Annotated in this window: 21 protein-coding genes; 12 read left to right on the top strand and 9 right to left on the bottom strand. The window is 71.0% G+C overall.

Annotated features, from left to right (window positions below; translation table 11 throughout):
• Nucleotides 1-155: 155 nt before the first annotated feature.
• From MQE23_RS33660 to MQE23_RS33645, 4 genes are read left to right on the top strand one after another with little or no spacing between them, the layout of a single operon-like run.
• Nucleotides 156-968, top strand: coding sequence for an AAC(3) family N-acetyltransferase (locus MQE23_RS33660; RefSeq protein ID WP_243381087.1), 813 nt, complete (start codon nucleotides 156-158; stop codon nucleotides 966-968).
• 31 nt (nucleotides 969-999) lie between these two features.
• Nucleotides 1,000-1,923 (top strand): ABC transporter ATP-binding protein, encoded by a 924-nt coding sequence (locus MQE23_RS33655; protein WP_082319938.1) that lies wholly within the window; start codon nucleotides 1,000-1,002, stop codon nucleotides 1,921-1,923.
• Nucleotides 1,924-1,973: 50 nt separating this feature from the next.
• A complete protein-coding gene (locus MQE23_RS33650) occupies nucleotides 1,974-2,690 on the top strand; it encodes an ABC transporter permease (protein WP_243382850.1) in 717 nt (238 codons plus the stop codon).
• A gap of 59 nt (nucleotides 2,691-2,749) precedes the next feature.
• Nucleotides 2,750-3,757, top strand: a complete 1,008-nt coding sequence (locus tag MQE23_RS33645; RefSeq protein WP_037670450.1) for a COX15/CtaA family protein — start codon at nucleotides 2,750-2,752, stop codon at nucleotides 3,755-3,757.
• A gap of 18 nt (nucleotides 3,758-3,775) precedes the next feature.
• Here the strand turns inward: MQE23_RS33645 and MQE23_RS33640 are convergent, their stop codons facing one another.
• The 3 genes from MQE23_RS33640 to MQE23_RS33630 all read right to left on the bottom strand — a co-directional run bounded on the left by MQE23_RS33640 (nucleotide 3,776) and on the right by MQE23_RS33630 (nucleotide 6,354).
• On the bottom strand, nucleotides 3,776-4,882 hold the full coding sequence (locus MQE23_RS33640; RefSeq protein ID WP_037670449.1) for an amidohydrolase family protein: 1,107 nt from the start codon (nucleotides 4,880-4,882) through the stop codon (nucleotides 3,776-3,778).
• Nucleotides 4,883-5,034: 152 nt separating this feature from the next.
• Nucleotides 5,035-5,367 (bottom strand): hypothetical protein, encoded by a 333-nt coding sequence (locus MQE23_RS33635; protein ID WP_243381085.1) that lies wholly within the window; start codon nucleotides 5,365-5,367, stop codon nucleotides 5,035-5,037.
• A 69-nt stretch (nucleotides 5,368-5,436) separates the two neighbouring features.
• Nucleotides 5,437-6,354 (bottom strand): heme o synthase, encoded by a 918-nt coding sequence (locus tag MQE23_RS33630; protein ID WP_020273976.1) that lies wholly within the window; start codon nucleotides 6,352-6,354, stop codon nucleotides 5,437-5,439.
• Between the two features lie 382 nt (nucleotides 6,355-6,736).
• Between MQE23_RS33630 and tkt the strand changes: the two genes are divergently transcribed.
• The 5 genes from tkt to pgl are packed head-to-tail and all read left to right on the top strand — an operon-like array spanning nucleotide 6,737 to nucleotide 13,420.
• A complete protein-coding gene (tkt, locus tag MQE23_RS33625; RefSeq protein WP_020273974.1) occupies nucleotides 6,737-8,824 on the top strand; it encodes a transketolase in 2,088 nt (695 codons plus the stop codon).
• Between the two features lie 34 nt (nucleotides 8,825-8,858).
• The gene (tal, locus tag MQE23_RS33620) at nucleotides 8,859-9,977 is read left to right on the top strand and encodes a transaldolase (RefSeq protein ID WP_020273973.1); all 1,119 of its coding nucleotides are present in this window, start codon (nucleotides 8,859-8,861) and stop codon (nucleotides 9,975-9,977) included.
• A gap of 4 nt (nucleotides 9,978-9,981) precedes the next feature.
• A complete protein-coding gene (gene zwf, locus MQE23_RS33615) occupies nucleotides 9,982-11,505 on the top strand; it encodes a glucose-6-phosphate dehydrogenase (RefSeq protein ID WP_243381083.1) in 1,524 nt (507 codons plus the stop codon).
• Complete coding sequence (gene opcA, locus MQE23_RS33610) at nucleotides 11,502-12,638, top strand: glucose-6-phosphate dehydrogenase assembly protein OpcA (protein ID WP_243381081.1); 1,137 nt, start codon at nucleotides 11,502-11,504, stop codon at nucleotides 12,636-12,638. The genes zwf and opcA overlap by 4 nt, the downstream gene beginning before the upstream one ends.
• Entirely contained in the window at nucleotides 12,635-13,420 is a 786-nt protein-coding gene (gene pgl, locus MQE23_RS33605) for a 6-phosphogluconolactonase (protein WP_020273244.1), read from the top strand. The genes opcA and pgl overlap by 4 nt, the downstream gene beginning before the upstream one ends.
• A 135-nt stretch (nucleotides 13,421-13,555) precedes the next feature.
• Here pgl and MQE23_RS33600 read toward each other — a convergent pair whose 3' ends face one another.
• From MQE23_RS33600 to MQE23_RS33580, 5 genes are all read right to left on the bottom strand, one after another.
• Nucleotides 13,556-14,395 carry a carbohydrate ABC transporter permease gene (locus MQE23_RS33600; RefSeq protein WP_020273243.1) on the bottom strand — a complete coding sequence of 280 codons (840 nt, stop codon included), beginning with the start codon at nucleotides 14,393-14,395 and terminating at the stop codon, nucleotides 13,556-13,558.
• Nucleotides 14,392-15,753 (bottom strand): sugar ABC transporter permease, encoded by a 1,362-nt coding sequence (locus MQE23_RS33595; RefSeq protein ID WP_243381079.1) that lies wholly within the window; start codon nucleotides 15,751-15,753, stop codon nucleotides 14,392-14,394. The genes MQE23_RS33600 and MQE23_RS33595 overlap by 4 nt, the downstream gene beginning before the upstream one ends.
• A gap of 6 nt (nucleotides 15,754-15,759) precedes the next feature.
• On the bottom strand, nucleotides 15,760-17,085 hold the full coding sequence (locus MQE23_RS33590; protein WP_037669784.1) for an ABC transporter substrate-binding protein: 1,326 nt from the start codon (nucleotides 17,083-17,085) through the stop codon (nucleotides 15,760-15,762).
• A gap of 37 nt (nucleotides 17,086-17,122) precedes the next feature.
• Nucleotides 17,123-18,781, bottom strand: a complete 1,659-nt coding sequence (locus tag MQE23_RS33585) for a glycoside hydrolase family 13 protein (RefSeq protein WP_243381077.1) — start codon at nucleotides 18,779-18,781, stop codon at nucleotides 17,123-17,125.
• Nucleotides 18,782-18,933: 152 nt separating this feature from the next.
• Nucleotides 18,934-20,205: an ABC transporter substrate-binding protein gene (locus MQE23_RS33580; RefSeq protein ID WP_243381075.1), complete on the bottom strand. Its 1,272-nt coding sequence runs from the start codon at nucleotides 20,203-20,205 to the stop codon at nucleotides 18,934-18,936.
• A gap of 122 nt (nucleotides 20,206-20,327) precedes the next feature.
• On the opposite strand from MQE23_RS33580, the gene MQE23_RS33575 reads away from it, so the two are divergent.
• From MQE23_RS33575 to MQE23_RS33565, 3 genes are all read left to right on the top strand, one after another.
• Nucleotides 20,328-20,843 (top strand): PadR family transcriptional regulator, encoded by a 516-nt coding sequence (locus MQE23_RS33575; protein ID WP_020273239.1) that lies wholly within the window; start codon nucleotides 20,328-20,330, stop codon nucleotides 20,841-20,843.
• Nucleotides 20,840-21,595, top strand: a complete 756-nt coding sequence (locus tag MQE23_RS33570; RefSeq protein WP_037669776.1) for an ABC transporter ATP-binding protein — start codon at nucleotides 20,840-20,842, stop codon at nucleotides 21,593-21,595. The genes MQE23_RS33575 and MQE23_RS33570 overlap by 4 nt, the downstream gene beginning before the upstream one ends.
• Nucleotides 21,596-21,665: 70 nt before the next feature.
• Entirely contained in the window at nucleotides 21,666-24,233 is a 2,568-nt protein-coding gene (locus MQE23_RS33565; RefSeq protein ID WP_243381074.1) for an FtsX-like permease family protein, read from the top strand.
• Nucleotides 24,234-24,254: 21 nt separating this feature from the next.
• On the opposite strand, the gene MQE23_RS33560 is transcribed toward MQE23_RS33565, so the two are convergent.
• The gene (locus tag MQE23_RS33560; protein WP_243381072.1) at nucleotides 24,255-25,187 is read right to left on the bottom strand and encodes a DUF3824 domain-containing protein; all 933 of its coding nucleotides are present in this window, start codon (nucleotides 25,185-25,187) and stop codon (nucleotides 24,255-24,257) included.
• Nucleotides 25,188-25,283: the final 96 nt, after the last annotated feature.

Here is a 25,283-nt window from a genome sequence, read left to right as displayed (position 1 = left end):
ATTGTTGCGTAATTCATCGGGGGCGGGCAAGCGGCGTTCGGCCACCCAGTGGGTGCCCTGCGTCACTTAGGTAAAGCTAACCTGACCTGCGAAAACGATCTCTGATCGATCAAACCGGTGGCATGCCGATGGCGCTTCGGGGACACTCCCGAACCATGTCCACACCCCCTCCGACCGGCCCTCTTGTCACCCGGGACACACTGCGCGCGCAGCTGTGCGAGCTGGGCGTGCGACCCGGCGAGACCCTCCTCGTGCACTCCTCGCTCAGCTCCCTCGGCTGGGTCAACGGCGGTGCCGTCGCGGTGGTGCAGGGACTGCTCGACGCGCTCGGCCCGCAGGGCACCCTGGTGGTTCCGACACAGACCGGGGACCTCTCCGACCCGGCCCTGTGGGGGAACCCGCCCGTGCCCCCGGACTGGTGGGAGACCATCCGCGCCACGATGCCCGCATACGACCCCCGGATCACGCCCACGCGCGGGGTCGGCGTCGTCCCGGAGACCGTGCGCACCTGGCCCGGCGCACTGCGCAGCGCGCACCCGCAGACCTCGTTCGCGGCGGTCGGCCCGCGCGCGGCGGAGGTGATCGAGGGGCACGCGCCCGACTGCCGGCTCGGCGAGCGCAGCCCGCTCGCGAAGCTGGAGGCCATGGGCGCCCGGGTCCTGCTGCTCGGTGCCGGCTACGCCTCCTGCACGAGCTTCCACCTCGCCGAGTACCGGATACCGTCCCCGCGCGTCGCAGTGGGCCGGCCGGGTCCCGACGGCTGGGAGACCGTGACGGAGGTGTCGATCAGCTCGGACCGGTTCGACGAGCTGGGCTACGACTTCGAGCGGGACCGTCCTGTCGTACGAGGAAAGGTGGGGGCGGCCGAGGCACGGCTGTTCCCGGTGGCGGACGCGGTGGCCTACGCCGAACAGTGGCTGGCGGTCCACCGCCCTCGTGAGGAGGAGTACCTGCACCCGCCGGTCTGAGCCGGGCCGCACGAACCTAGACTCTGGACCCATGCGAAGTGAGCCCGTGGTCCAGGTCCAGGCCCTGGTGAAGCGGTACGGCACGAAGACCGCGGTGGACGGGCTGGACCTGGTGGCCCGGGAGGGTGTGACCGCCGTGCTCGGCCCCAACGGGGCGGGCAAGACGACCACGGTCGAGACCTGCGAGGGGTACCGGAAGCCGGACTCCGGCACGGTGCGCGTCCTGGGCCTCGACCCGGTCGGGCAGTCCCGGGACCTGCGGCCCCGGATCGGCGTGATGCTCCAGTCCGGCGGCGTCTACTCGGGCTCCCGCGCCGACGAGATGCTCCGCCACGTGGCCAAGCTGCACGCCCACCCCCTGGATGTGGACGCGCTCATCGAACGCCTCGGGCTCGGCTCCTGCGGCCGTACGACGTACCGGCGGCTGTCGGGCGGACAGCAGCAGCGGCTCGCGCTGGCCATGGCCGTGGTCGGGCGCCCGGAACTGGTCTTCCTCGACGAGCCGACCGCCGGGCTCGACCCGCAGGCCCGCCGCGCCACCTGGGACCTGGTCCGGGACCTGCGCGACGACGGCGTCTCCGTGATCCTCACCACGCACTACATGGACGAGGCCGAGCAGCTCGCCGACGACGTGGCGATCATCGACGCGGGCCGGGTCATCGCCCAGGGCTCCCCGGAGGAGCTGTGCCGGGGCGGCGCCGAGAACACGCTCCGCTTCTCCGGCCGCCCCGGGCTGGACGTCGGCTCGCTGCTGAAGGCCCTGCCCGCCGACTGCTCGGCCGCCGAGCTGACGCCGGGTTCGTACCGCGTCGTCGGCAAGATCGACCCGCAACTGCTCGCGACGGTCACCTCCTGGTGCGCCCAGCACGGCGTGATGCCGGAGAAGATCTCGGTGGAGCGGCACACCCTGGAGGACGTCTTCCTGGAACTCACGGGTAAGGAGCTGCGTTCGTGACCGCCACCGGCACCTATGCGCCGAAGCCGGGGGCCGCGCCCCTGACCCGCATGATCGCGGCCCAGGCCGCGCTCGAGACGAAGATGCTGCTGCGCAACGGCGAGCAGCTGCTGCTGACCGTCGTCATCCCGACCCTGCTCCTGGTGCTCTTCAGCACCGTGGACATCGTCGACACGGGCGCCGGCGAGGCCGTGGACTTCCTCGCCCCCGGCATCCTCGCGCTCGCGGTGATGTCGACCGCGTTCACCGGGCAGGCGATCGCGACCGGCTTCGAGCGCCGCTACGGCGTGCTGAAGCGGCTCGCCTCCTCGCCCCTGCCGCGCTGGGGCCTGATGACCGCGAAGACGCTGTCCGTCCTGGTCACCGAGGTGCTCCAGGTGGTCCTGCTGACGGTGATCGCCTTCGCGCTCGGCTGGTCGCCGCACGGCAACCCGTTCGCCGTGCTGCTGCTCCTGGTCCTCGGTACGGCGGCCCTCTCGGGCCTCGGCCTGCTGATGGCCGGGACGCTGAAGGCCGAAGCGACGCTCGCCGCCGCCAACCTGGTGTTCCTGCTGCTGCTCGTCGGCGGCGGGGTCATCGTGCCGCTCGACAAGTTCCCCTCCGGCGCGCAGGACCTGCTCGGCCTGCTGCCCATCTCGGCCCTGTCCGACGGCCTGCGGGACGTGCTCCAGCAGGGAGCCGGGATGCCCTGGGCCGACCTGGGGATCCTCGCCGTCTGGGCGGTCGTCGGGCTGGCGGCGGCCGGACGGTTCTTCCGCTGGGAATAAGCGCTGGGAGCAAGGCCATGACGGACCCTCGTGAAAGCGTGCACAAGCGGCGTCCTACGATGGGTCGCGTGCCAAAAGTGACCCGCGCCGACGCCAGGGCGGCCCTGCGCAATCCGCTCGCCTTCATCGCCGAGCGCTGGACCCCGCAACCCCGGACGGTCCAGCGTGCGGCCCTCTCCGCAATCGTCATGTCGGTGCTCATCGTGGTCACCGGCGGAGCCGTACGGCTGACCGGCTCGGGCCTCGGCTGCCCGACCTGGCCCAAGTGCACCGACGACTCGCTCACCGCCACCAGCGCGATGGGCTTCCACGGCGCCATCGAGTTCGGCAACCGCATGCTGACGTACGTGCTGTGCGCCGCCGTCGGCTGGGCGATCATCGCCGCGCGCTCGCAGAAGCCGTACCGCCGCGGCCTGACCCGGCTCGGCTGGGCGCAGTTCTGGATCGTGATGAGCAACGCGGTGCTCGGCGGCATCGTGGTGCTGGTCGGCCTCAACCCGTACACGGTCGCCGCCCACTTCGTCGCGACGTCCGCGCTGATCGCGGTGGCGACGGTGATGTGGCAGCGCACCCGTGAGGGCGACGCCGCGCCGCGCCCACTGGTCGGCAAAGCCGTGCAGCAGCTGGTCTGGTTCCTGGTCGCCGCCGCCGTGCTGCTCATCCTGGTCGGCACGGTGGTCACCGGCGCGGGCCCGCACGCCGGCGACTCCAGCGAGGTCGAACGGATGCCGGTCGACTGGGAGACGGTGAGCAAGCTGCACGCCGTCCTGGCGTGGATCGTGGTGACGCTGACGTTCGCCCTGTGGTTCGTCCTCAAGGCGGTCGACGCCCCCAAGAGCCCGCTGAACCGCACCCGCGAGCTGTTCCTGATCCTGCTCGCACAGGGCGTCATCGGCTACGTCCAGTACTTCACCGACCTGCCCGAGGTCCTGGTCGGCCTGCACATGCTCGGCTCGGCCGTGATGTGGATCTGGGTGCTGCGGGTGGTGCTGTCGCTGCGCGAACGGCCGGAGGTCGTGGCCGATGTGCCCGGCCCGGCGGCCGAGGCGACCCTGACCAAGGCTTAGAAGCCGCCTGACCGGGGTTCAGTCGAGCCCGTACACCCGGCGCGCGTTCCCCGACGCCAGCATCCCCGCCACGCGCTGCGCGTCGGCCAGGCACCACGCGCCCTCGGCGACCCAGGTGCCGAGCACCCGGCCGAGCGCCTCGCGGAACAGCCGGGCGCCGACGACGTGAAGCTCGGGCAGCCCCTGGGCACCGGTGGAGAAGAGGATCTTGCCGAACGGGGCCAGCTCCAGGATCTCCGCGAGGACGGTCGCGGCGCGGGCGCCGGTGCGGACCAGGGCGGCGCCGGAGTCGACATAGATGTGCGGGAAGACACCGGCCAGGTGTGCGGCGTGCCGGTGGTACGGGTAGCCGTGCAGCAGGACGAGATCCGTGCCGAGACCGGCCGTGGCCCGTACGAAATCCGTCAGCAGCACCGGATCCGTACGGTCGATCCGCAGGCCCGGCGCGCCGAGCCCCGCGTGGAGCTGGAGCGGCAGCCCCGAGGCGACGGCGCTCCACAGCAGGTGCCGCAGCAGCACCGGGTCGCTCAGCTCCCCGCCGACCTCCCGCCCCGCGAGCCAGCGGCCGACGGCCCCCCGCACCTCCCCCGGCCCGGGCGGCTCCGGTGCGAGCGCGAGGCCGTGCCGCAGGCCCGCGACCGAGGTGAAGGCGACGGCGTTCGCGGCGGCGGCGTGCACCGACTCGGCGAGGTTGGCGAGGAAGGACTCGACGGTCCCGGAGGTGTCGGCGACCTGCTCGGCGAGCAGTTCCAGGCGGACGATCTCACGGGCCTCGGCGGCTCCGGCGGAGGCCAGTTCCCCGGGGTCGGTCAGATCGCCGGGCAGGCCCGTGTCGACCAGGTACGTCGTGATGCCGCTGCCGCGCAGGAGCCGGCGGGCGGACTCCAGGACACCCAGTTCGCGACGGCGTGCCAGGTAGCGGGCGGGTGTGCAGTGGGGTTCCAGGCCGAGCAGGGGTGGGCACCAGCGTCTTACGGCGAAGCCGGTCTGGGTGTCGAAGAGGGTGGTGCCGGGGGCGGGTGGGCCCTCCGTGCGGGAGAGGTGGGCCTCGAAGGTGCCGAGGCCCAGCTCCGTGCGGAGTACTCCGTGGCAGTACTGGTCCACTAGGGACGGCGTTTCGATCATCCGGGCTCCCCCGTGTGGACCCTGTTGTTCCTGAGGGTCTTAACGGGTGAACCGGGGTTGAGGTCGCGGGGCCGTCGTGGGAGGACCGGTGTGTTCGGCGGGTGCGGGACGGCTGTGGCTGGTCGCGCAGTTCCCCGCGCCCCTGAAAAGGGTCAGTTGTTCTTGGGCCCGCCGACCTGGATCCCCGCCATGCGCGACCACTCGTAGCGGCCCGTCTTGACCTTCGCGGCGAACTCGCCGTCGAAGGACTCGTGGGTCGTGATGCCCGACTTCTCCACGGCCTGCTCGGCGATCTCGTACGAGGGGGCCACCAGGTCGCCCCAGTTGCCGTCCTCACCCACGAGGACGATGCGGGCGCCGCGTTCGCCGAGGTAGGCGACCTGGCCCTCGGCGCCGCCGTGGGCCTTGGAGAAGGAGCTGATCTGCTTGGCGAGCCGGGCCGCCTTGCGCTCGGTCTTCGGGTCAACCTGCTGCGTGTCTGCCATGGTGGCGATGCTACTCACGGGTAGATCGACTGGCGAGAGCAGGGCCCTGTGACGTACGTCAGCGTTGCGTCAGCGCAGGAAGGGGTCGACCGCGACGGCCACGAACAGCAGCGAGACGTAGGTGATCGACCAGTGGAACAGGCGCATCTCCTTCAGCTTCGCGCCCGTCACCTCCGCCTTCGCGCGGTTCTGGAGGCCGTGCGCCTCCCAGAGCCAGAAGCCGCCCGCCAGCAGTGCCACCGACGTGTAGAACCAGCCCGTGTAGCCGAGCGGGGTCAGCAGGAGCGAGACGGCGACCATGACCCAGCTGTAGATCACGATCTGCTTGGCGACCACCTTGTTGGAGGCGACCACCGGCAGCATGGGCACGCCCACGCGCGCGTAGTCCTCCTTGACCTTCATGGACAGCGGCCAGTAGTGCGGCGGCGTCCAGAAGAACATGACGAGGAACAGGATGATCGGCGCCCACGACATGGAGTTCGTGACCGAGGACCAGCCGATCAGCACGGGCAGGCAGCCGGCGATGCCGCCCCACACGATGTTCTGCGAGGTACGGCGCTTGAGGATCATCGTGTAGACGACGACGTAGAAGAGGAGCGCGCCGAGGGAGAGCCAGGCGCTCAGCCAGTTCACGGTGAGGCCGAACAGCAGGGTGGAGGTGATCGCCAGGGTGATGCCGAAGGCGAGGCACTCGCGCGGGCTGACCATGCCGGTGACCAGCGGCCGCTGCGAGGTGCGGTCCATCAGGGCGTCGATGTCGCGGTCGATGTACATGTTGAGCGCGTTGGCGCCGCCCGCGGACATGTAACCGCCGACGCAGGTCAGGAGCACCAGCGTCAGGTCGGGCACACCCTGCTGCGCCAGGAACATCACCGGAACGGTGGTGATCAGGAGCAGCTCGATGATCCGCGGCTTGGTGAGAGCCACGAACGCCTTGACACGGGCCCCGAACGGCCGGTGGGCCGGGCTCTGGTCCGTCCCGAGCATCCCCGCTGGACGGGATTCAACGGCCGTCACGCACACCCCTACAGAGACATCCCAGCAAGCCTCACCCGTGTGAAGTCCCGGTAAAGGCTCGCGCGTACCACGCCACTTTAGACGTTGCCCAGAGTCGGACATTCGCGGGGGTCGGGTCGTGTTGGAGGGCGGCTCCCGAAGGGCGCGTGGAAGCTCGATTGAGCACCCGGATGAGCGGCTCCGTATTCACTTGCCGAATGGGATACGGCCCAGTCAGGAAGCGGATCGCAACGAGTCCCGGCACTCTGGAGTGACCCGAAAGAACGCACGTCCCGCGGGGGTAGGCTCGACTGCGGCCGGTGGGCGCCCCGATACACCGGCATCCGACTTGTGAGAGGAGCCCTGACCCAGGGTGAGCACCAAGCCGACCACCACAGACCTCGAGTGGACCGAGTTGGACCAGCGGGCCGTCGACACCGCGCGTGTCCTGGCCGCCGATGCCGTACAGAAGGTCGGTAACGGCCATCCGGGTACGGCGATGAGCCTGGCGCCTGCCGCCTACACCCTCTTCCAGAAGGTGATGCGGCACGACCCGGCGGACGCCGACTGGGTCGGGCGGGACCGCTTCGTGCTGTCCGCAGGCCACTCGTCCCTGACCCTCTACACCCAGCTGTACCTGGCCGGTTTCGGCCTGGAGCTGGACGATCTGAAGTCCTTCCGCACCTGGGGTTCGAAGACCCCGGGCCACCCCGAGTACGGGCACACCACCGGTGTGGAGACGACGACCGGCCCGCTCGGGCAGGGTGTCGCCAACGCGGTGGGCATGGCGATGGCCGCCCGCTACGAGCGCGGCCTGTTCGACCCGGAGGCCCCCGAGGGCGAGTCCCCCTTCGACCACTTCGTCTACTGCATCGCCGGTGACGGCTGCCTCCAGGAGGGCATCTCCTCCGAGGCCTCGTCGCTGGCGGGCCACCAGAAGCTGGGCAACCTGATCCTGCTGTGGGACGACAACCACATCTCGATCGAGGGCGACACCGAGACGGCCGTGTCCGAGGACACCGTCAAGCGGTACGAGGCCTACGGCTGGCACGTGCAGCGGGTGGAGCCGCAGGAGAACGGCGACCTGGACCCGGCCGCGATCTTCGAGGCGGTCCAGAAGGCCAAGGCGGTCACGGACCGGCCGTCGTTCATCGCGATGCGCTCGATCATCGCCTGGCCGGCCCCGAACGCGCAGAACACCGAGGCCGCGCACGGCTCGGCGCTGGGCGAGGACGAGGTCGCGGCCACCAAGCGGGTCCTGGGCTTCGACCCGGAGCAGAGCTTCGAGGTGGCCGACGAGGTCATCACGCACACGCGCAAGGCGCTGGAGCGGGGCCAGGCGGCCCGCGCGGTGTGGGAGAAGGCGTACCAGCAGTGGCGGGACAACAACCCCGAGCGCGCCGCCGAGTACGACCGGGTCGCCAAGGGTGAGCTGCCCACCGGCTGGGAGGACAAGATCCCGGTCTTCGAGGTCGGCAAGGGCGTGGCCACGCGTGCCGCCTCCGGCAAGGTCCTCCAGGCGCTCGGCGCGGTGATCCCGGAGCTGTGGGGCGGCTCGGCCGACCTGGCGGGCTCCAACAACACCACGATCGACAAGACCAGCTCCTTCCTCCCGGCGGACAACCCGCTGCCGGAGGCGGACCCGTACGGCCGCACGATCCACTTCGGTATCCGCGAGCACGCGATGGCCGCCGAGATGAACGGCATCGCGCTGCACGGCAACACCCGGATCTACGGCGGCACGTTCCTGGTCTTCTCCGACTACATGCGCAACGCGGTGCGGCTGTCGGCGCTGATGCACCTGCCGGTGACGTACGTGTGGACGCACGACTCCATCGGCCTGGGCGAGGACGGCCCGACCCACCAGCCGGTCGAGCACCTGGCCTCGCTGCGCGCCATCCCGGGCCTGAACATCGTGCGCCCGGCGGACGCCAACGAGACCGCCATCGCCTGGCGCGAGATTCTGAGGCGCTGGACGAAGGAGTTCGGCAAGGGCCAGCCGCACGGTCTGGCTCTGACGCGTCAGGGTGTGCCGACGTACGAGCCCAACGACGATGCCGCCAAGGGCGGTTACGTCCTGTTCGAGGCCGACGGCGGCGAGCCCGAGGTCATCCTCATCGCCACCGGCTCCGAGGTGCACGTCGCCGTAGAGGCGCGCGAGCAGCTCCAGGGCGCCGGCGTGCCCACCCGTGTGGTGTCCATGCTGTCGGTGGAGTGGTTCGAGCAGCAGGACCAGGGGTACCGGGACAGCGTTCTGCCGCCGTCCGTCAAGGCTCGCGTCGCGGTGGAGGCCGGGGTCGGCCTGACCTGGCACAAGTACGTCGGGGACGCCGGCCGCATCGTTTCCCTGGAGCACTTCGGTGCTTCGGCCGACGGCAAGGTCCTTTTCCGTGAGTTCGGCTTCACTGCCGAGAACGTCGCCGCCGCCGCGCGGGAATCGATCGCCGCAGCTCAGCGCTGACGCTTACATACGACACGTAGGAGATGGAATTTCCATGACAGACGCACTCAAGCGCCTCTCCGAGGAAGGCGTCGCGATCTGGCTGGACGACCTGTCGCGCAAGCGGATCACGTCCGGCAACCTCGCCGAGCTGCTCGACCAGCAGCACGTCGTGGGCGTCACGACCAACCCGACGATCTTCCAGAAGGCGATCTCCGAGGGCGACGGCTACGACCAGCAGCTCTCCGACCTCGCTGCCCGCAAGGTCACCGTCGAAGAAGCCATCCGCATGATCACCACGGCGGACGTCCGCGACGCCGCCGACATCCTGCGCCCGGTCTTCGACGCCACCGGCGGCCAGGACGGCCGGGTCTCGATCGAGGTCGACCCGCGGCTGGCGCACAACACCAAGGCGACGGTCGCCGAGGCCCGCCAGCTGGCCTGGCTGGTGGACCGGCCCAACACCCTCATCAAGATCCCGGCCACCAAGGCGGGCATCCCGGCGATCACCGAGACGATCGGCAACGGCATCAGCGTCAACGTCACGCTGATCTTCTCGCTGGAGCGCTACCGCGAGGTGATGGACGCCTACCTGTCCGGTCTGGAGAAGGCCAAGGCCAAGGGCCTGGACCTGTCCCAGATCCACTCCGTGGCGTCCTTCTTCGTCTCGCGCGTCGACACCGAGGTCGACAAGCGGATCGACGCGCTCGGCACCGACGAGGCCAAGGCGCTGCGCGGCAAGGCCGCCATCGCCAACGCCCGTCTCGCCTACCAGGCGTACGAGGAGGTCTTCTCCTCGGACCGCTGGAACGCGCTGGAGCGCGAGGGCGCCAACAAGCAGCGTCCGCTGTGGGCCTCCACCGGCGTGAAGGACAAGGCGTACCAGGACACGATGTACGTCACCGAGCTGGTCGCGCCGAACACGGTGAACACCATGCCGGAGGCGACCCTGTACGCCACCGAGGACCACGGCGAGATCACCGGCAACACCGTCGCCGGCACGTACGAGCAGGCCCGGGCCGACCTCGACGCGGTCGAGCAGCTCGGGATCAAGTACGACGACGTGGTGCAGCTGCTGGAGGACGAGGGCGTCGAGAAGTTCGAGGCGTCCTGGACCGACCTGCTGAAGTCGACCGAGGCCGAGCTTCAGCGCCTCGCCCCTTCGGAGGGCTGAACAGGTGTCGAGCAGCAACCCGCTGCGTGACCCCGCGGACCGACGGCTCCCGCGTATCGCGGGGCCGTCGGGCCTGGTCATCTTCGGCGTCACGGGCGACCTGTCCCGCAAGAAGCTCATGCCCGCCGTGTACGACCTCGCCAACCGGGGTCTGCTGCCGCCGGGCTTCTCACTCGTGGGCTTCGCGCGCCGCGAGTGGGCGCACGAGGACTTCGCCCAGGAGGTCCACGACGCGGTCAAGGAGCACGCCCGCACGCCCTTCCGCGAAGAGGTCTGGCAGCAGCTCATCCAGGGCATGCGCTTCGTGCAGGGGACGTTCGACGACGACGACGCGTTCGAGCGGCTGCGCTCCACGATCGAGGAACTGGACAAGGCACAGGGCACGGGCGGCAACTTCGCCTTCTACCTGTCCGTGCCGCCGAAGTCCTTCCCGGTGGTCATCCAGCAGCTGAAGAAGCACGGGCTGGCCGACCAGAAGGGCGGCTCCTGGCGGCGCGCGGTCATCGAGAAGCCCTTCGGGCACGACCTGAAGTCGGCCGAGGAGCTCAACAAGGTCGTCCACGAGGTCTTCGCCCCGGACCAGGTCTTCCGCATCGACCACTACCTGGGCAAGGAGACCGTCCAGAACATCCTGGCGCTGCGCTTCGCCAACACGATGTTCGAGCCGATCTGGAACCGGTCCCTCGTGGACCACGTGCAGATCACCATGGCCGAGGACATCGGCATCGGCGGCCGGGCCGGGTACTACGACGGCATCGGCGCCGCCCGTGACGTCATCCAGAACCACCTGCTCCAGCTCCTGGCGCTCACCGCCATGGAGGAGCCGGCCTCCTTCGACGCGGACGCGCTGGCCGCCGAGAAGACGAAGGTGCTCGGCGCGGTGAAGCTGCCCAAGGACATGGGCGCGGACACCGTGCGTGCCCAGTACGCGGCCGGCTGGCAGGGCGGCACGAAGGTGCGCGGCTATCTGGAGGAAGACGGCATCAACGCCTCCTCGAAGACCGACACCTACGCCGCCATCAAGCTGGAGATCGACAACCGCCGCTGGGCGGGCGTCCCCTTCTACCTGCGCACCGGCAAGCGCCTGGGCCGCCGCGTCACGGAGATCGCGGTCGTCTTCCAGCGAGCCCCGCACTCCCCCTTCGACACGACGGCCACCGAGGAGCTGGGCTCCAACGCGATCGTCATCCGCGTCCAGCCGGACGAGGGCGTCACGGTCCGCTTCGGCTCGAAGGTGCCGGGCACGTCGATGGAGATCCGGGACGTGTCGATGGACTTCGCGTACGGCGAGTCCTTCACGGAGTCCAGCCCGGAGGCGTACGAGCGTCTCATCCTGGACGTCCTCCTCGGAGACTCGAACCTCTTCCCGCGTACGGAGGAGGTCGAGCTGTCCTGGAAGATCCTCGACCCGATCGAGGAGTACTGGGACAAGAACGGCAAGCCCGCCCAGTACCGGGCCGGCACCTGGGGCCCCGTCGAGGCGGACGAAATGCTCGAGCGACACGGACGGAGCTGGCGCCGGCCATGAAGATAGACCTCACGGACACCACGGCCAGCAAGGTCAACAAGGCGCTGGTGCAGGGCCGCCGGGCGATCGGCACCCCGGCGGTCGGGATGGTGCTCACGCTGGTCATCGTGACCGACGAGGAGAACGCCTACGACGCCCTGAAGGCCGCGAGCGACGCCTCACACGAGCACCCCTCGCGCACGCTCGTGGTCATCAAGCGCGTCTCCCGCTCACCCCGCGACCGTACGCAGTCCCGCCTGGACGCGGAGGTCCGGGTCGGCGCGGAGGCCGGCACCGGTGAGACGGTCGTGCTCCGGCTGTACGGCGAGGTCGCCGACCACGCCCAGTCGGTGGTGCTGCCGCTGCTGCTGCCGGACGCCCCGGTGGTGGTGTGGTGGCCGGTGAACGCGCCGCTCGACCCGGCGAAGGACCCCCTGGGTGCCCTCGCCCAGCGCCGCGTCACCGACACCTACGCCTCCGAGCAGCCGGTGCGGGACCTGGCCACCCGGTCCGGGACCTACACCCCCGGCGACACGGACCTGTCCTGGACCCGCATCACGCCCTGGCGTTCCATGCTTGCGGCGGCCCTCGACCAGGTCACCTGCGAGGTCAGGGCCGTCGAGGTGGAGGGCGAGGAGTTCAACCCGAGCTGCGAGCTGCTGGCGATGTGGCTCGCGGACCGGCTGGACGTCCCAGTGAAGCGCTCGCTGTCCGGCGGCCCCGGTCTGACGGCGGTCCGCATGGACACCACCTGCGGCGCGATCACCCTGGACCGTGCCGACGGGTCCCTCGCGACGCTCTCCATCGAGGGCCAGCCGGCCCGTGGTGTGGCGCTCAAGCGCCGGGACACGGCCGAGCTGATCGCGGAGGAGCTGCGGCGGCTGGACCCGGACGACACGTACGCGTCCGCCCTGCGGTACGGGGTGGACCGGCTGAAGGCGTCCTGGCCGGCCCAGGCGAAGGAAGAGCCGGTTGCCGAAAAGGAAGAGCCGGTGGCCAAAGGGGAGCCCAAAAGTGACGGACGGGGGCGGCTCGCCCTCCCCGCTCCCGTCGAAACGGCTGCGAAAGCTCCCGCTGCGGAAGCGACGGCGCAGGCACCGGTGAAGCAGGAACCGCCCCAGTTGGAACCGGTACGGAAGGCGACGACGAAGTGAGCACGGCACCGCAGCTGGTCGTCCACCGCGACAAGGAGCTGATGGCGCAGGCCGCGGCGGCCCGGCTGATCACCAGGATCGTGGACGCGCAGGCCTCCCGGGGCTCGGCGTCCGTGGTCCTGACGGGCGGCCGCAACGGCAACGGCCTGCTGGCCGCCCTGGCCGCGGCGCCCGCCCGGGACGCGATCGACTGGAGCCGGCTCGACCTCTGGTGGGGCGACGAGCGGTTCCTGCCCGAGGGCGATCCGGATCGCAACGTCACGCAGGCACGGGAGGCACTGCTCGACTCGGTGCCGCTCGATCCGAAGCGGGTGCACGCGATGCCCGCGTCGGACGGCCCCTACGGCGACGACGTGGACGCGGCGGCGGCCGCGTACGCGGAGGAACTGGCGCGGGCGGCGGGCCCGGAGAACCACGGGCCCGTCCCCACGTTCGACGTGCTGATGCTGGGCGTCGGCCCGGACACGCACGTGGCGTCGCTGTTCCCGGAGCTGCCGGCGGTGCGGGAAGTCGACCGTACGGTGGTCGGTGTCCACGGCGCGCCGAAGCCGCCGCCGACGCGGGTGACGCTGACGTTGCCGGCGATTCGTGCGGCGCGGGAGGTGTGGCTCCTGGCCGCGGGCGAGGACAAGGCCCAGGCCGCGGCGATCGCGCTCTCGGGCGCGGGCGAGATCCAGGCGCCGGCGGCCGGGGCGTACGGCCGCAGCCGGACGTTGTGGCTGCTGGACGCGGCAGCGGCTTCCCAACTGCCTCGGTCGCTGTACCCGCCGGCTTCGGCTTAGGGCAACGAGGGGGCTCCGCCCCCTGGACCCCGGACCTTCGCCCCACCGTTGCCCCTTTCAAGGGCAGTTTCGGGTGGTGGGTGGGCATAGGCGGGGGTCCAGGGGGCGGAGCCCCTGGTCGTGCATCGACAGTGCTTACTTCACCGACCCGGCCATGACGCCCTGCACAAAGTGCCTCTGGAACGCGAAGAACACGACGACAGGGACGACCAGGGACACGAACGCCCCGGGCGCCAGGACATCGATGTTGCTGCCGAACTGCCGTATCTGCGACTGGAGTTCCACCGTCAGCGGCTGTGAGGAACTGTCCGCGAACAGCAGCGCCACCAGCATGTCGTTCCACACCCACAGGAACTGGAAGATGGCCAGGGAGGCGATCGCCGGCCGCCCCACGGGCAGCACGAGCCGCGTGAAGATACGCCATTCGCTGCCGCCGTCCATCCGAGCCGCCTCCAGCATCTCCTTCGGCATCTCGGCGAAGTAGTTCCGCAGCAGGAACACCGCGAACGGCAGGCCGTAGGCCACGTGGAAGAGGACGACCCCGGGGATCGTGCCGAACAGGCCCAGCTGTCCGAAGAGTTTGGCGACCGGCAGCAGCCCGATCTGCACGGGCACCACCAGCAGCGCGACCACGACCAGGAAGACCGCCTCCCGCCCGGGGAAGTCCAGCCACGCGAACGCGTAGCCGGCGAGCGCCGCGATCACCACGACCAGCACCGTCGTGGGCACCGATATCAGCACCGTGTTCCAGAACGCCTGCGTGATGCCCGAGTTCTGCAACAGCGAGGAGTAGTTGTCGAAGGACAGCTGCCCGGGGCTGGAGAACACCGTCCACCAGCCGCCCTTCGCCGTGTCCTCGGCGGACCGCAGCGAGGACAGGAACAGCCCGGCCAGCGGCGTCATCCACACCAGGCCGATCACCACGAGGAAGGCCTGGACGACTCCGTTGCCCAACCCGCGCCGCACCGCGTTCATCGCTGACTCCTTCGGAAACGGCGGACGTTGAACACCATGGCCGGAACCACCAGCAGCAGGAGCAGCACTCCGAGTGCGCTGCCGAGCCCCTGGTTGTTGCCGCCGCCGAACGACACCAGCCACATCTGCGTCGCGAGTACGGTCGCGTCCTCCTGCACCGGCCCGGGCGCGATGATGTAGACGAGGTCGAAGACCTTCATCACGTTGATGACCAGGGTGACGAAGACGACCGTGAGGACCGGGGCCAGCAGCGGCACCGTGATCCGCCGGAAGATCTGCCATTCGTTCGCGCCGTCGATCCGCGCCGCCTCCAGCGCGTCCCGCGGCAGCGTGGACAGGCCGGCCCCGATCAGCACCATGGCGAAGCCGGTCCAGATCCACAGGTAGGCCCCGATGATCGCCGGTGTGACGAGCGCCGGTCCGAGCCAGGAGACACCCTCGTAGGGCGGGGCGAAGTTGGACGACGGCAGTTTCACCTCGTAGGAGCCCGGTGCGAGGCCCTCGAAGCGGAAGGAGCCGTCGGAGGCGGTGGTCGCCGTGGCGGCCGTCTTACCGTCGCGTACCGCCTCGACCTTCATCTGCGGCAGTCCGCTCTCCCGCCGGTCGACCTTGCCCTGTTCCCCTCCCCCGCCGGGCGTGAAGTCCAGGTAGACCACGCCGCGCAGTTCGTCGGGGCCGGCCTTCCGTCCCGCCGCTGCGTACGCGGGTTCCGTCCCGCCCGGCAGGTCGTCGGGCAATACCCCGACCAGGCCCAGCGTCACCGCGTCGCCCGGGGACACGCTCGTACTCGTGCGGTACGAACCGTCCTTGTCCTTCGTCAGGCCCTGCCCGTCACGCGCCCGGGCCGTCGGGTACGAGGACTCCCCCTTGAAGGCGTCGTGGACGGAGACGACCGCGGCGTTCAGGACGCCCTTGTCGGGGTCCTCGTCGTAGGCGAGCCGGAAGATGATGCCGGCGGCGAGGAAGGAGACCGCCATCGGCATGAAGAGGAGCAGCTTGAAGGCGGTGGCCCAGCGGACCTTCTCCACCAGGACGGCCAGGATCAGCCCGAGGCCGGTCAGCAGGGCCGGGGCCACGACGACCCAGATGGCCGTGTTGCGGACGGCCGTGAGGGTCGCCGGGTCGCGGAACATCTCGGTGTAGTTCTCGCCGCCGACGAAGGTCGTCCCCGAGGCGTCGAAGAAACTGCGGCCGACGCTGAACAGCACGGGGTAGACGACGAGCGCGCCGAGCAGCAACAGGGCGGGCAGCACGAACAGCAGGGCGACGATCTTCCCGCGCCGGCGCAGCCGCCGGGTGCGGTCGGCGACCGTGACGGCCGGTGGGGGGTTCGTCTCTTTGACGAGGGTCGCTGTCATGGCGGATCAGTCCTGGTACGCCTTGGCCGCCGCGGCCTCCAGCTTCGCCGCGGTGCCCTTCGGGTCGGACGGGTCGCGCAGGAAGTCCTGGAGCAGCTTCCACTCGCCGGTGCCCTTGGTGCCGCCGAAGGCCGCCGGGGCCTGGTCGGACATGTCGAAGCGGACCGAGTCCCCGGCCTGGACGAGGGACTTGGCGGTGGCGCGGGTGACGTCGTCGCCGTAGGAGGCGAGGTCGAGCTTCTTGTTCGGGGAGAGGAAGCCGCCCGCCTCCGCCCACACCGCGGAGGCCTCCGGGGTCGCCAGGAACTCGAGGAGGGCCTGGGCGGCCTTCTGGTTCTTGCCGTCCTTGAGGACGACGGCCGCGTCACCGCCGCTGACGACCGGTGCCTCGCCGCCGGCGACCGCCGGGAACGGGAAGAAGTTCGCGTCCTCGCCGACCTTCTTGCCGAACTGGTCCTTGGCGACGCCGGCGACGAAGTCGCCCTCGTAGACCATGCCGGCCTCGGGCTTCGGGCCGAACACCTTCTCCACGGAGCCGGGGAAGTCGGTGTTCAGGGCGCCCTTCTGGCCGCCGGCGATGAGCTGCTTGTCCTTGAAGAGCTTGCCGAGCGTGGTCAGGGCGTCGACGACGGACGCGTCGGTCCACTTCAGCTTGTGCGCGGCGAGGGCGTCGTACTTCTCGGGTCCGGCCTGGGAGAGGTAGACGTTCTCGAACCAGTCGGTGAGGGTCCAGCCGTCCTGCCCGGCGACGGAGAACGCGGCGAGGCCGGAGTCGGACACGGTCTGCCCGGCCTTCAGCATCTCGTCGTAGCTCTTCGGGGGCTTCACGCCGGCCTGCTCGAGGGCGTCGGGGCTGTACCAGACGGTCGACTTGTGCGCGGCCTTGAAGTACAGGCCGTAGAGGGTGCCGTCGACGCTGCCGTACTCCTTCCACACCGGGGCGTAGCCGGCGTCGACGGCCTGCTCGGTCTTCTTGGACAGCGGCTTGAGCCAGCCCTTCTGCGCGAACTGCTTGAGCACGCCGACCTGCGGGACCATCACGACGTCGGGGGCGTTGCCGCCCTCGATCTTGCTGCCGACGACGGTGGAGACGTTGTCGCCGGTGGACGTGAACTGCGTCTTGGCGCCGGTCTTCTCGGTGAAGGCGTCCAGCACCTTCTGGAAGTTCTTCTGCTCGGTGCCGGACCAGACACCGGCCACGGTGATCGACTGGCCGCTGAGCGCCTTGTCGCCGCCGCCGGCCGCGACGGGGCCGCCGCCGCAGGCGGTCGCGCCGAGCGCCAGGGCAAGAGCGGTGCAGCTGGTGAGCAGGGTGGTACGTCGTCGCATCATCGTTGATGTCCCTTCGGGGAGTTGACTTGCGGGGCGTTCAGGAACGGATCCACCAGGCGGCCGTCGACCCGGAGAGCACCCCGGGCGGACAGGGGCCGCTGGCGAGCAGCGGGGTGCCGGAGACCGGCGCGGGGGTGGGGGCCGTACCGAAGTTGACGGCGCACACCAGGTCGTCACCGCGGGTGAAGGCCAGGACTCCGGGCGGGGAGTCCAGCCAGCGCAGCGTGCCCTCGCCCAACTGGGGCAGAGCGGCGCGCAGTTGGAGGCCGTCGCGGTACAGGTGCCAGAAGGATCGGGTGTCGGCGAGGGCCCGGTCGGTGGCGTACTCGGCGAAGTACTCCGGCTGCGGCAGCCACGGCTTGGCGCTCTCCTCACCGGAGGTGAAGCCGAAGGGCGAGGCCTGCCCCGACCAGGGCAGCGGCACCCGGCAGCCGTCGCGGATGCGGGCCCGGCTGCCGGTGCGGCGGAAGATCGGATCGGTGAGCACGTCGTCGGGCAGGTCCACGACCTCCGGCAGGCCGAGCTCCTCGCCCTGGTAGATGTACGCGGCTCCGGGCAGCGCCAGCATCAGCAGCGCGGCGGCACGGGCGCGGGCTGCGCCGAGGCCGCTGCCCTCGGTGGCGGGTTCGCCGTAGCGGGTGACGGTGCGGACCTGGTCGTGGTTGTTGAGGACCCAGGTGACGGTCGAGCCGGTCCCGGCGATGTCCTGCATGGCCTCGGAGATGACCTTCTGGAAGGCGTCCGGGTCCCAGGGGGCGCTGAGCAGGTCGAAGAAGAAGGCCTGGTGCAGCTCGTCGGGGCGGACGTACTGGGCGTGCTCGCGGGCCGTCGGGACGGAGACCTCGCCGACGAGGAGGCGTTCGCAGCCGTCGCGCTCGGTGTACTCCTCGCATATGGAGCGCCAGCGGCGCCACACATCGTGCACCTCGGGCTGGTTCCAGGCGAGCGGGTTGACCGAGTCGCGGGTGCGGGCGTCGGCCTCCGGGTCGTCGGAGTCGGGCAGCTCCGGGTGCTTGAAGAGGCCGGCGGCGACGTCGATGCGGAAGCCGTCGATGCCCCGGTCCAGCCAGAAGCGGAGGATCCGGTCGAACTCGGCGCCGATCTCGGGGTTGCGCCAGTTCCAGTCGGGCTGCTCGGGCGCGAACATGTGCAGGTACCACTGGCCGGGCCGGCCGTCCGGCTCGGTCACGCGGCTCCAGGCGGGGCCGCCGAACATGGAGTGCCAGTTGTTGGGCGGCTCGGCTCCGTCCGGGCCGCGGCCGTCGGCGAAGTGGAAACGGGCCCGGGCGGGACTGCCGGGAGCCGCGGCGAGCGCCTCACGGAACCAGGGGTGCTCGCTGGAGCAGTGGTTCGGGACGATGTCGAGCAGCACCTTGATGCCGAGCCGCCGCGCGGCCCCGACCAGCAGGTCGAACTCGTCGAGGTCGCCGAAGAGCGGGTCGACGCCGCAGTAGTCGGCCACGTCGTAGCCGTGGTCGTGCTGCGGTGAGGGATAGAAGGGGCTCAGCCAGATCCCGTCGACGCCGAGCTTCTTCAGGTAGGGCAGCCCGGCCCTGACTCCGGCGAGATCGCCGATGCCGTCGCCGGTGCTGTCCAGGAAGCTGCGGACGTACACCTGATAGATCACTGCGTCACGCCACCAGTGGTGCCTGTTCAACCCATCGACCTGTCTCTGAGGAGGGCAGCGGTTATGCATGCATGTTAAGTAGGCGTGTCGAGAGGGTGTCAATGAAAAGGCAGAAGCTACCGAGGAGTTGAGGTGGTGCAATCCGGTATTTTCCGGACATAACTCAGGCAGATGAGACGTCCGCGTTACCTAACAAGTAAGTAGAAGACTCGCCGACTGCGCTAGCCGCGCGAAATGACGGCGAGCTCGCGGGCGAGCCGGCGCACCGCCGCCGTGGGCGTCTCGTGCCCGGCCATCGCGTCGTGCACGACCGCCTGCACGACGAGGCTGACCTGGTCGTAGCGCGGGCTCTTGGGGCGCGGCGCGGCCGTGCGCACGCTCTCGCGCAGCGTCGGCAGATAGGGGAACCTGCGGATGAGCGCGGGGTCCTCGTAGAGATCGGCCCGGACGGGCGGCAGCGCGCCGCGCGTGAGGACCTGGCGCTGGACGCGCTCGCTGGTGAGGTACGCGATCAGGCGGGCGGCCGAGTCGGGGTGCCGCGCGTGCGCGCTGACAGCCAGGTTGGAGCCGCCGAGGACACTCGTCCCCGGCCCGTCCGGTCCCGGCAGCGGTACGGCGCCGACCTTCCCGGCGACCGCGGAGCCCGGCGCGGAGGCGCCGACGTAGGCGTACGGCCAGTTCCGCAGGAAGAGCAGCCGGCCGTCCTGGAAGGCCTGCTTGGACTCCTCCTCCTTGTACGTCAGCGCTTCCTTCGGGATCCAGCCCTCGCGCGCCCCGCGCGCCAGGAATCCGATGCCCTCGCGGGCCGCCGCCGAGTCGACGGTGACGCGCTCGCCCTCGTCGCCGAGGATCGAGCCGCCCGCCGAGTAGACGGCCTCGGCCGCGTTGACGGTGAGGCCCTCGTAGGGCAGGAACTGCCCGGCGTAGCCGTCGAGGCCGTACTTCGGGGCGATGGTCTTCGCGTACCGCTCCAGCTCCGCCCAGGTGCGCGGCGGCTCGACGCCCTCCTTGGCGAGGACGTCCTTGCGGTAGAGGAGCAGGCCCGCGTTGGTGACGTACGGGACGGCGTACAGCTGTCCGTCGTAGGTCGCCGTGTCCACGACCGGGGGGAGGAAGGTCTTCAGCGGGAAACGGTCGCGGGGCAGCGGCCGGATCCAGCCCGCCGCGGCGAACTCCGAGGTCCAGTTGACGTCGATGTTGAGCACGTCGAACCGGCTGCGGTCGCCGTCGCGCAGGTCGGTGACCATCTGGGCCTGGGTCTCGTCGGCGGAGTCCGGCAGCTCGACGAGGGTCACTTTTTCGCCGGGGTGGGTGCGGTTCCAGCCCTCCAGCAGAGGGCCGAGGTAGCCGGTAAGGTCTCCGGCGGTGGCGAGGGTGAGCGGTCCACGGCCGCCGCCGGCAGGCTCGCCCGCCTGCGCTCCGGCGGCAACGTAACCGGTCAGGACCACGACGAGAACGAGAAGGCCCCTACCCGCGGCATGGATCCACCGCATAGGTTCCTCCCTGTACACCGGCGACGGGCACCCTTGCCCGGAATCAGAGGCCATGTATACCTGTTAGGTATGGGCGATACTAGGGCCTGGAGCACATTGGACCGGACAGGAGGACTGCACGCGTGCGCCTGCCCCTCCTGGCACTCCTCGCCCGCGGACCCGCCCACGGCTACGAGCTCAAGCAGGACCTTGAGCAACTGCTGGGCTCCGCGTACCCTCAGCCGAATGTCGGCCAGATCTATGTGACCCTCGGCCGCCTCGAGAAGTCGGGACTGATCGAGGGCGAGGACGTGGCGCAGTCCAGCCGGCCCAACAAAAAGGTCTACCACCTCACCGAGGCCGGGCGGGAGGCGCTGCGCGCCTGGTTCGAGGAGCCCGAGGACGAGCCGCGGGTGCGGGACGACTTCTTCATGAAGCTGGCGCTCGCCCCGCAGACCGGGCTCGCCGACCAGATCTCCCTGATCAACCACCAGCGGCGCCAGTACCTGAACACCATGCGGCAGCTGTCGAAGCTGGCCGCCGCCGAAGACCGCGACAACCGCATCGCCCACCTGCTGATAGAGGGCGCGATGCTGCACCTGCAGGCCGATCTCGACTGGCTGGAGCGGTGCCAGGAAGAGCTGGAGGAGCTGGAGTGAGCGACGACCGTCCCGCTCCTGTGCTGCGCGCCGAGGGCCTGGTGAAGACGCACCACGGCGAGGGCGCGCCCGCCCATGCCGTGCGCGGGGTCGACCTGTGTGTACGGCCCGGCGAGTTCGTGGCGATCACCGGCCCGTCCGGCGCAGGCAAGTCGACGCTGCTGCATCTGCTCGGCGGCCTGCAGCGGCCGGACGCGGGCCGGATCTGGCTCGACGGCGAGTCCACCGACACCTACAGCGAGGCCCGCTGGGCGGTGGAGCGCAGGAAGCGGATCGGGATCGTCTTCCAGTTCTTCAACCTCGTGTCCAACCTGTCCGTCGCCGACAACGTGGAGCTGCCCGCCCTGCTCGCCGGGTCCTCGCCTAAGCAGGCCCGGGCCGAGCGGGAGCAGCTGCTGGCCGAGCTGGGCCTGACGGGCAAGGAGCGCAGCATGCCGGGCGAGCTGTCCGGCGGTGAGCAGCAGCGCGTCGCTCTGGCCCGGGCCCTGGTCAACCATCCCCCGCTGCTGCTGGCCGACGAACCCGCGGGCAGCCTCGACAGCAAGGGCACCCGCGAGGTGATGCGGCTGCTGTCCCGCTTCCACCAGCGCGGCCAGACGATCCTGCTGGTCACCCATGACGCGCGGCTGGCGAGCGCCGCGGACCGGGTGATCAGCTTCTTCGACGGCCGGATCGCCGACGACGCGGAACTCGACGGCGGCACACCGCCGCGCCGGTCCGGCATATCCGGTGTGCTCGAACTCAGGGACTGACATGCGGGTGAAGGACTGACATGCGGCTGTACGACGGCTGCCCGGCGTCCGGGCCGAGAGGCTGAGGCCCGTGCGAGCCACCCTGCGCTGGGCACACTCCGATCTGCGCACGCACCGCGGCGAGGCGCTGTTCCTCGTCCTCGCCACGGCGGGCATCGTCGCCTCCCTGCTCCTGGCGACGGCCCTCTTCGGGTACGCCACCAACCCCTGGCAGCGCGTGTTCACGCAGTCGCACGGCGCGCATGTGTGGCTGCACACCGACACCGCTGCCGACACCGGGAAGCTGGCCGAACTGGACGGCGTCGACTCCGTCGCCGGCCCGTACCCCACCGCCGCCACCACCGTCGCCTCGCGCGGCAGCCGCGCCGCCGTGGAGCTGCGCGCCACTGCGGAACGCCCGTCCGTCGGCCGCCCGCCGGTCGTCTCCGGCCACTGGCTGGACCCCGCGACCCCGAGCGGTGTGGTCCTGGAGAGCCGCCTCGCCCGCGCGCTGCTGGCCGAGCCCGGCGACACCCTCACCGTGCCCGGCACCGCCCGCGAACTGACCGTGGTGGGCCTCGCCGACAGCGCCGAGCCGCGCTACCGGCCCGGCGAGCAGCCGGGCCTGGTGTGGGCCCTGCCGTCGGCCGTGCCGGACCCCGGCGGCCAGGTGATCGGACTGCGGCTGACGGACCCCGGCGACACGTCCTACGTCGTCCAGCGTGCCGTGACCGTACTGGGCGCCGGGGCCATCGGGGAGGTGTCCACCTGGCAGCAGGCCCGGGCCGAGGCCCAGGGCGACAACCGGCTCCTCGGCCAGGTGCTGGGCCTGTTCGGGCTGGGCGCGCTGGTCGCCGCCGGGCTCGCGGTCCACGGCGCGATCGGCACGCGTATCCGCGGCCACCTGCGGGACCTCTCCGTGCTGAAGGCGATCGGCTTCACCCCTGGCCAGGTGGTCCGCATCTTCCTGCTCCAGCACCTCGCCTACGCGCTCCTGGGTGCCGTGGCCGCCGCCGCGCTGGCCGAGGCCCTGGGCAGCCGGATCCCGGGACGGCTCGGGGACGCGGTCGGCGTGTGGCAGGGGCTGCCCGGGCACACCGTGGCGCTGTTCGTGATCCCGGTGGGCGCGGTGCTGTTCATCGGAGCGACCACCGGTCTGGCCGCCTGGCGGGCGGGCCGCGTACCGCCGGTGCCGGTGCAGCGCCCCGCGGCGGCGCTCGGCGGACGGCTCACCGGGGCGAGCACGGGCCGGTCCTTCGGACCGGGCCCCGCGACGGCTGCGTCCGTCCCCGGACCGCAGCCCACAGCGGCTCCGCCTGGTGGGCGGCTGGTCGGCGGCCTGCGCCGAGTCCTCGGGCTGCGGCCCGCGGCGACCGCACCTGACCGGCAGCCGACCGAGACAACATCCCGAGCCCTCAGCCCACAACCAGCAGCGGCACCGCCTGGCAGCCGACTGGCCAACGGCCTGCGCCGGGTCCTCGGGCTGCGGCCCGCGGCTCCCCGGGCCGGGCAGCTCTCCGACCTGGCGCGCCGCGCCCTCGGCGCGCGGGTTCCGCCCGCGCTGGTGCTGGGCTGGCACAAGGCGTTCACGCGCCGCCCCCGGTCCCTCGGCACCGTCGCCCGCCTCACCCTGCCGCTGCTGCTGATCGTCGTGGCGATGAGCGCGTGGACCACCATCGACCGCTTCCACAGCACGCCCGAACAGATCGGCCTGCCGACCGCCCTCAGCGTCCGTGCCGACGCCGGTCTGACCGAGCGGCAGTCCCGCGCCCTCCTGGAACGCGACCCGGAGGTGGCCGCCGCCTACCCCGGCGTGGAGACGGCCGCCCTGGTCCCGGGCCAGACGGCGACCATCGCCCTGCGCGGCCTCGGCACCGACCAGGACCCCTACCCGTACACCCTCGCCGAGGGCCGCCCCGCCCGCGGCGCCGACGAGGCCGTGGCCGGGCAGGGGCTGCTGGACCTGCTGGACGTGCGCGTCGGCGACTGGGTGCGGATGACCGTCGGCGACCAGCCGCAGATCCTGCACATCGTGGGCCGCAGCATCGAGCCGGAGAACGCCGGCCGGGTCATCTCCACGTCCCTCGACACCCTCCGCGCCAACGACCCCGGGCTCCGCCCGACCCTCTACGAGCTGCGCCTGGATCCCGGTGCCGACCCGCGGGAGGTCGCCGACCGGCTGGCCACGGCCGGGCGCGGACACCTGGACGTGCACACCGTCACCAACCCCGCCGACGGGCTCTCCCCACTGCGCGCCGTCATCGCCGGGCTGATCGCGGTCCTCGCCCTCATCGGGCTGATCGAGCTGCTGACCGCCATCGGCGGCACCGTCCGCGAGAGCGAACGGGACCTGCTCGCGCTGAAGGCCATCGGCCTGTCCCCCCGGCAGATCACGGCCATCACCGTCACGGCCACCGGCTGTACGGCACTGGCGGCCGTGCTCGCCGCCACCGCCCTGGGCCTGCCGCTCGCCCACTGGCTGATCGACGCCCAGGGCAGATCGAGCGGCATCGGCGCCGGGATCGCCCAGGGCCCGTCCGCCTCGCTGATGCTGCTGCTCGGGGCGGCGGCGGTACTCTGCGCGGCCGCACTGGCCGCCGTACCCGCGGCCCGCGCGGCCCGCCGCCGACTGGCGGACACACTCAGCGCGGTCGCCTGACGTCCTGGCCGCTGCGGGGGGTCAGCCCCCGTAGGGGTGCTGCGGGTTGTACGGCGGCTGCGGATGCGGGGCGTACGGGTGCTGCCCGCCCGGCGCGTAGGGATGGCCGTACGGGTTCCCCTGCGGCGGCAGGTACGGCGACCCCGCCGGGGGCATCCCCGGATGCATCCCCGGCGGCATCGGCGGGACCGGCCCGGGTGCGGGCGCCGGTGCCAGAGTCGCCGGATGGGCCTTCAGCCGGATCCCGTACCGCCGCTTGAGCCTCCCCATCTCCAGCAGTGCGATGGCGGTGACCGTCACCGGAGCACCCAGGATGAAGACGATGCCCAGGGTGAGGCTCAGCCCGTGCAGATCACCGGTGACGAGGTCCGGGACGGCCACCAGCCAGCTGGTCACCATGGCGAGCAGCGGCGGCAGGCAGCGGTGCGTCGCGGCTGTGCCGAAGAAGTTGCCGGAGACCCGCACCGCGCCGTAGGCGGTGAAGATGAGCATCCACATCATCGTCAGGCCGACCCCGATGATCACGACGGGGTTCGCCGAGCCGTTCACCGTCTGGACCAGCAACAGCAGGGCGGCCACGCACCCGACGAACAGCAGGAGCAGCAGAAGGGAGTTGACCAGCGGCACCCGCAGCTGCCGCACCGTGCCGCCGCGCCGCCACACCCAGAGCATCGCCCCGACCGTCAGCGGCGTGAGGAAGAGCAGGACGACGGAGGCCGTCATCGCGTTCTCCAGCAGCTCCGTGAAGTCGAAGCCGCCCTCGATGAAGGTGTAGACCCCGAGGGACGCGACCGCCCCGGCGATGACCCGGAACCTCTTCAGCCGCTCCACGGACGGATCGAGCGGCTGCGGTATCCACGCGGGGTGGAACACCGCCCGGGCCACGTCCTGGGGCTTCAGGACGGACCGGACCGTCAGCGTGCCGCCTGTCCAACTTCCGCGTGTGCGTGCCACTTCGCGCTCCCCCGAGCACTCGCCGTGATGATCGACGGGGAGTCTACGGGAAGCGGAAGGGGCGCCGCCGGGCGGTGAGCGAAACAGCGCGCGCCG

Source organism: Streptomyces sp. HP-A2021, from assembly GCF_022807935.1.
GTDB classification, from domain to species: Bacteria; Actinomycetota; Actinomycetes; order Streptomycetales; family Streptomycetaceae; genus Streptomyces; species Streptomyces afghaniensis.
This window is presented reverse-complemented; position numbering and strand designations above follow the sequence as displayed.

What these genes read in the sequence shown, in the direction of transcription:
- MQE23_RS33645 (WP_037670450.1), top strand. Translation starts at nt 2,750, where the DNA reads ATGGGTCGCGTGCCAAAAGTGACCCGCGCCGACGCCAGGGCGGCCCTG.
- MQE23_RS33630 (WP_020273976.1), bottom strand. Translation starts at nt 6,354, where the DNA reads ATGCTCGGGACGGACCAGAGCCCGGCCCACCGGCCGTTCGGGGCCCGT.
- tal (WP_020273973.1), top strand. Translation starts at nt 8,859, where the DNA reads ATGACAGACGCACTCAAGCGCCTCTCCGAGGAAGGCGTCGCGATCTGG.
- MQE23_RS33580 (WP_243381075.1), bottom strand. Translation starts at nt 20,205, where the DNA reads ATGCGGTGGATCCATGCCGCGGGTAGGGGCCTTCTCGTTCTCGTCGTG.
- MQE23_RS33660 (WP_243381087.1), top strand. Translation starts at nt 156, where the DNA reads ATGTCCACACCCCCTCCGACCGGCCCTCTTGTCACCCGGGACACACTG.
- MQE23_RS33635 (WP_243381085.1), bottom strand. Translation starts at nt 5,367, where the DNA reads ATGGCAGACACGCAGCAGGTTGACCCGAAGACCGAGCGCAAGGCGGCC.
- MQE23_RS33640 (WP_037670449.1), bottom strand. Translation starts at nt 4,882, where the DNA reads ATGATCGAAACGCCGTCCCTAGTGGACCAGTACTGCCACGGAGTACTC.
- MQE23_RS33600 (WP_020273243.1), bottom strand. Translation starts at nt 14,395, where the DNA reads ATGAACGCGGTGCGGCGCGGGTTGGGCAACGGAGTCGTCCAGGCCTTC.
- MQE23_RS33655 (WP_082319938.1), top strand. Translation starts at nt 1,000, where the DNA reads ATGCGAAGTGAGCCCGTGGTCCAGGTCCAGGCCCTGGTGAAGCGGTAC.
- opcA (WP_243381081.1), top strand. Translation starts at nt 11,502, where the DNA reads ATGAAGATAGACCTCACGGACACCACGGCCAGCAAGGTCAACAAGGCG.
- MQE23_RS33650 (WP_243382850.1), top strand. Translation starts at nt 1,974, where the DNA reads ATGATCGCGGCCCAGGCCGCGCTCGAGACGAAGATGCTGCTGCGCAAC.
- MQE23_RS33585 (WP_243381077.1), bottom strand. Translation starts at nt 18,781, where the DNA reads ATGCATAACCGCTGCCCTCCTCAGAGACAGGTCGATGGGTTGAACAGG.
- MQE23_RS33595 (WP_243381079.1), bottom strand. Translation starts at nt 15,753, where the DNA reads ATGACAGCGACCCTCGTCAAAGAGACGAACCCCCCACCGGCCGTCACG.
- MQE23_RS33590 (WP_037669784.1), bottom strand. Translation starts at nt 17,085, where the DNA reads ATGATGCGACGACGTACCACCCTGCTCACCAGCTGCACCGCTCTTGCC.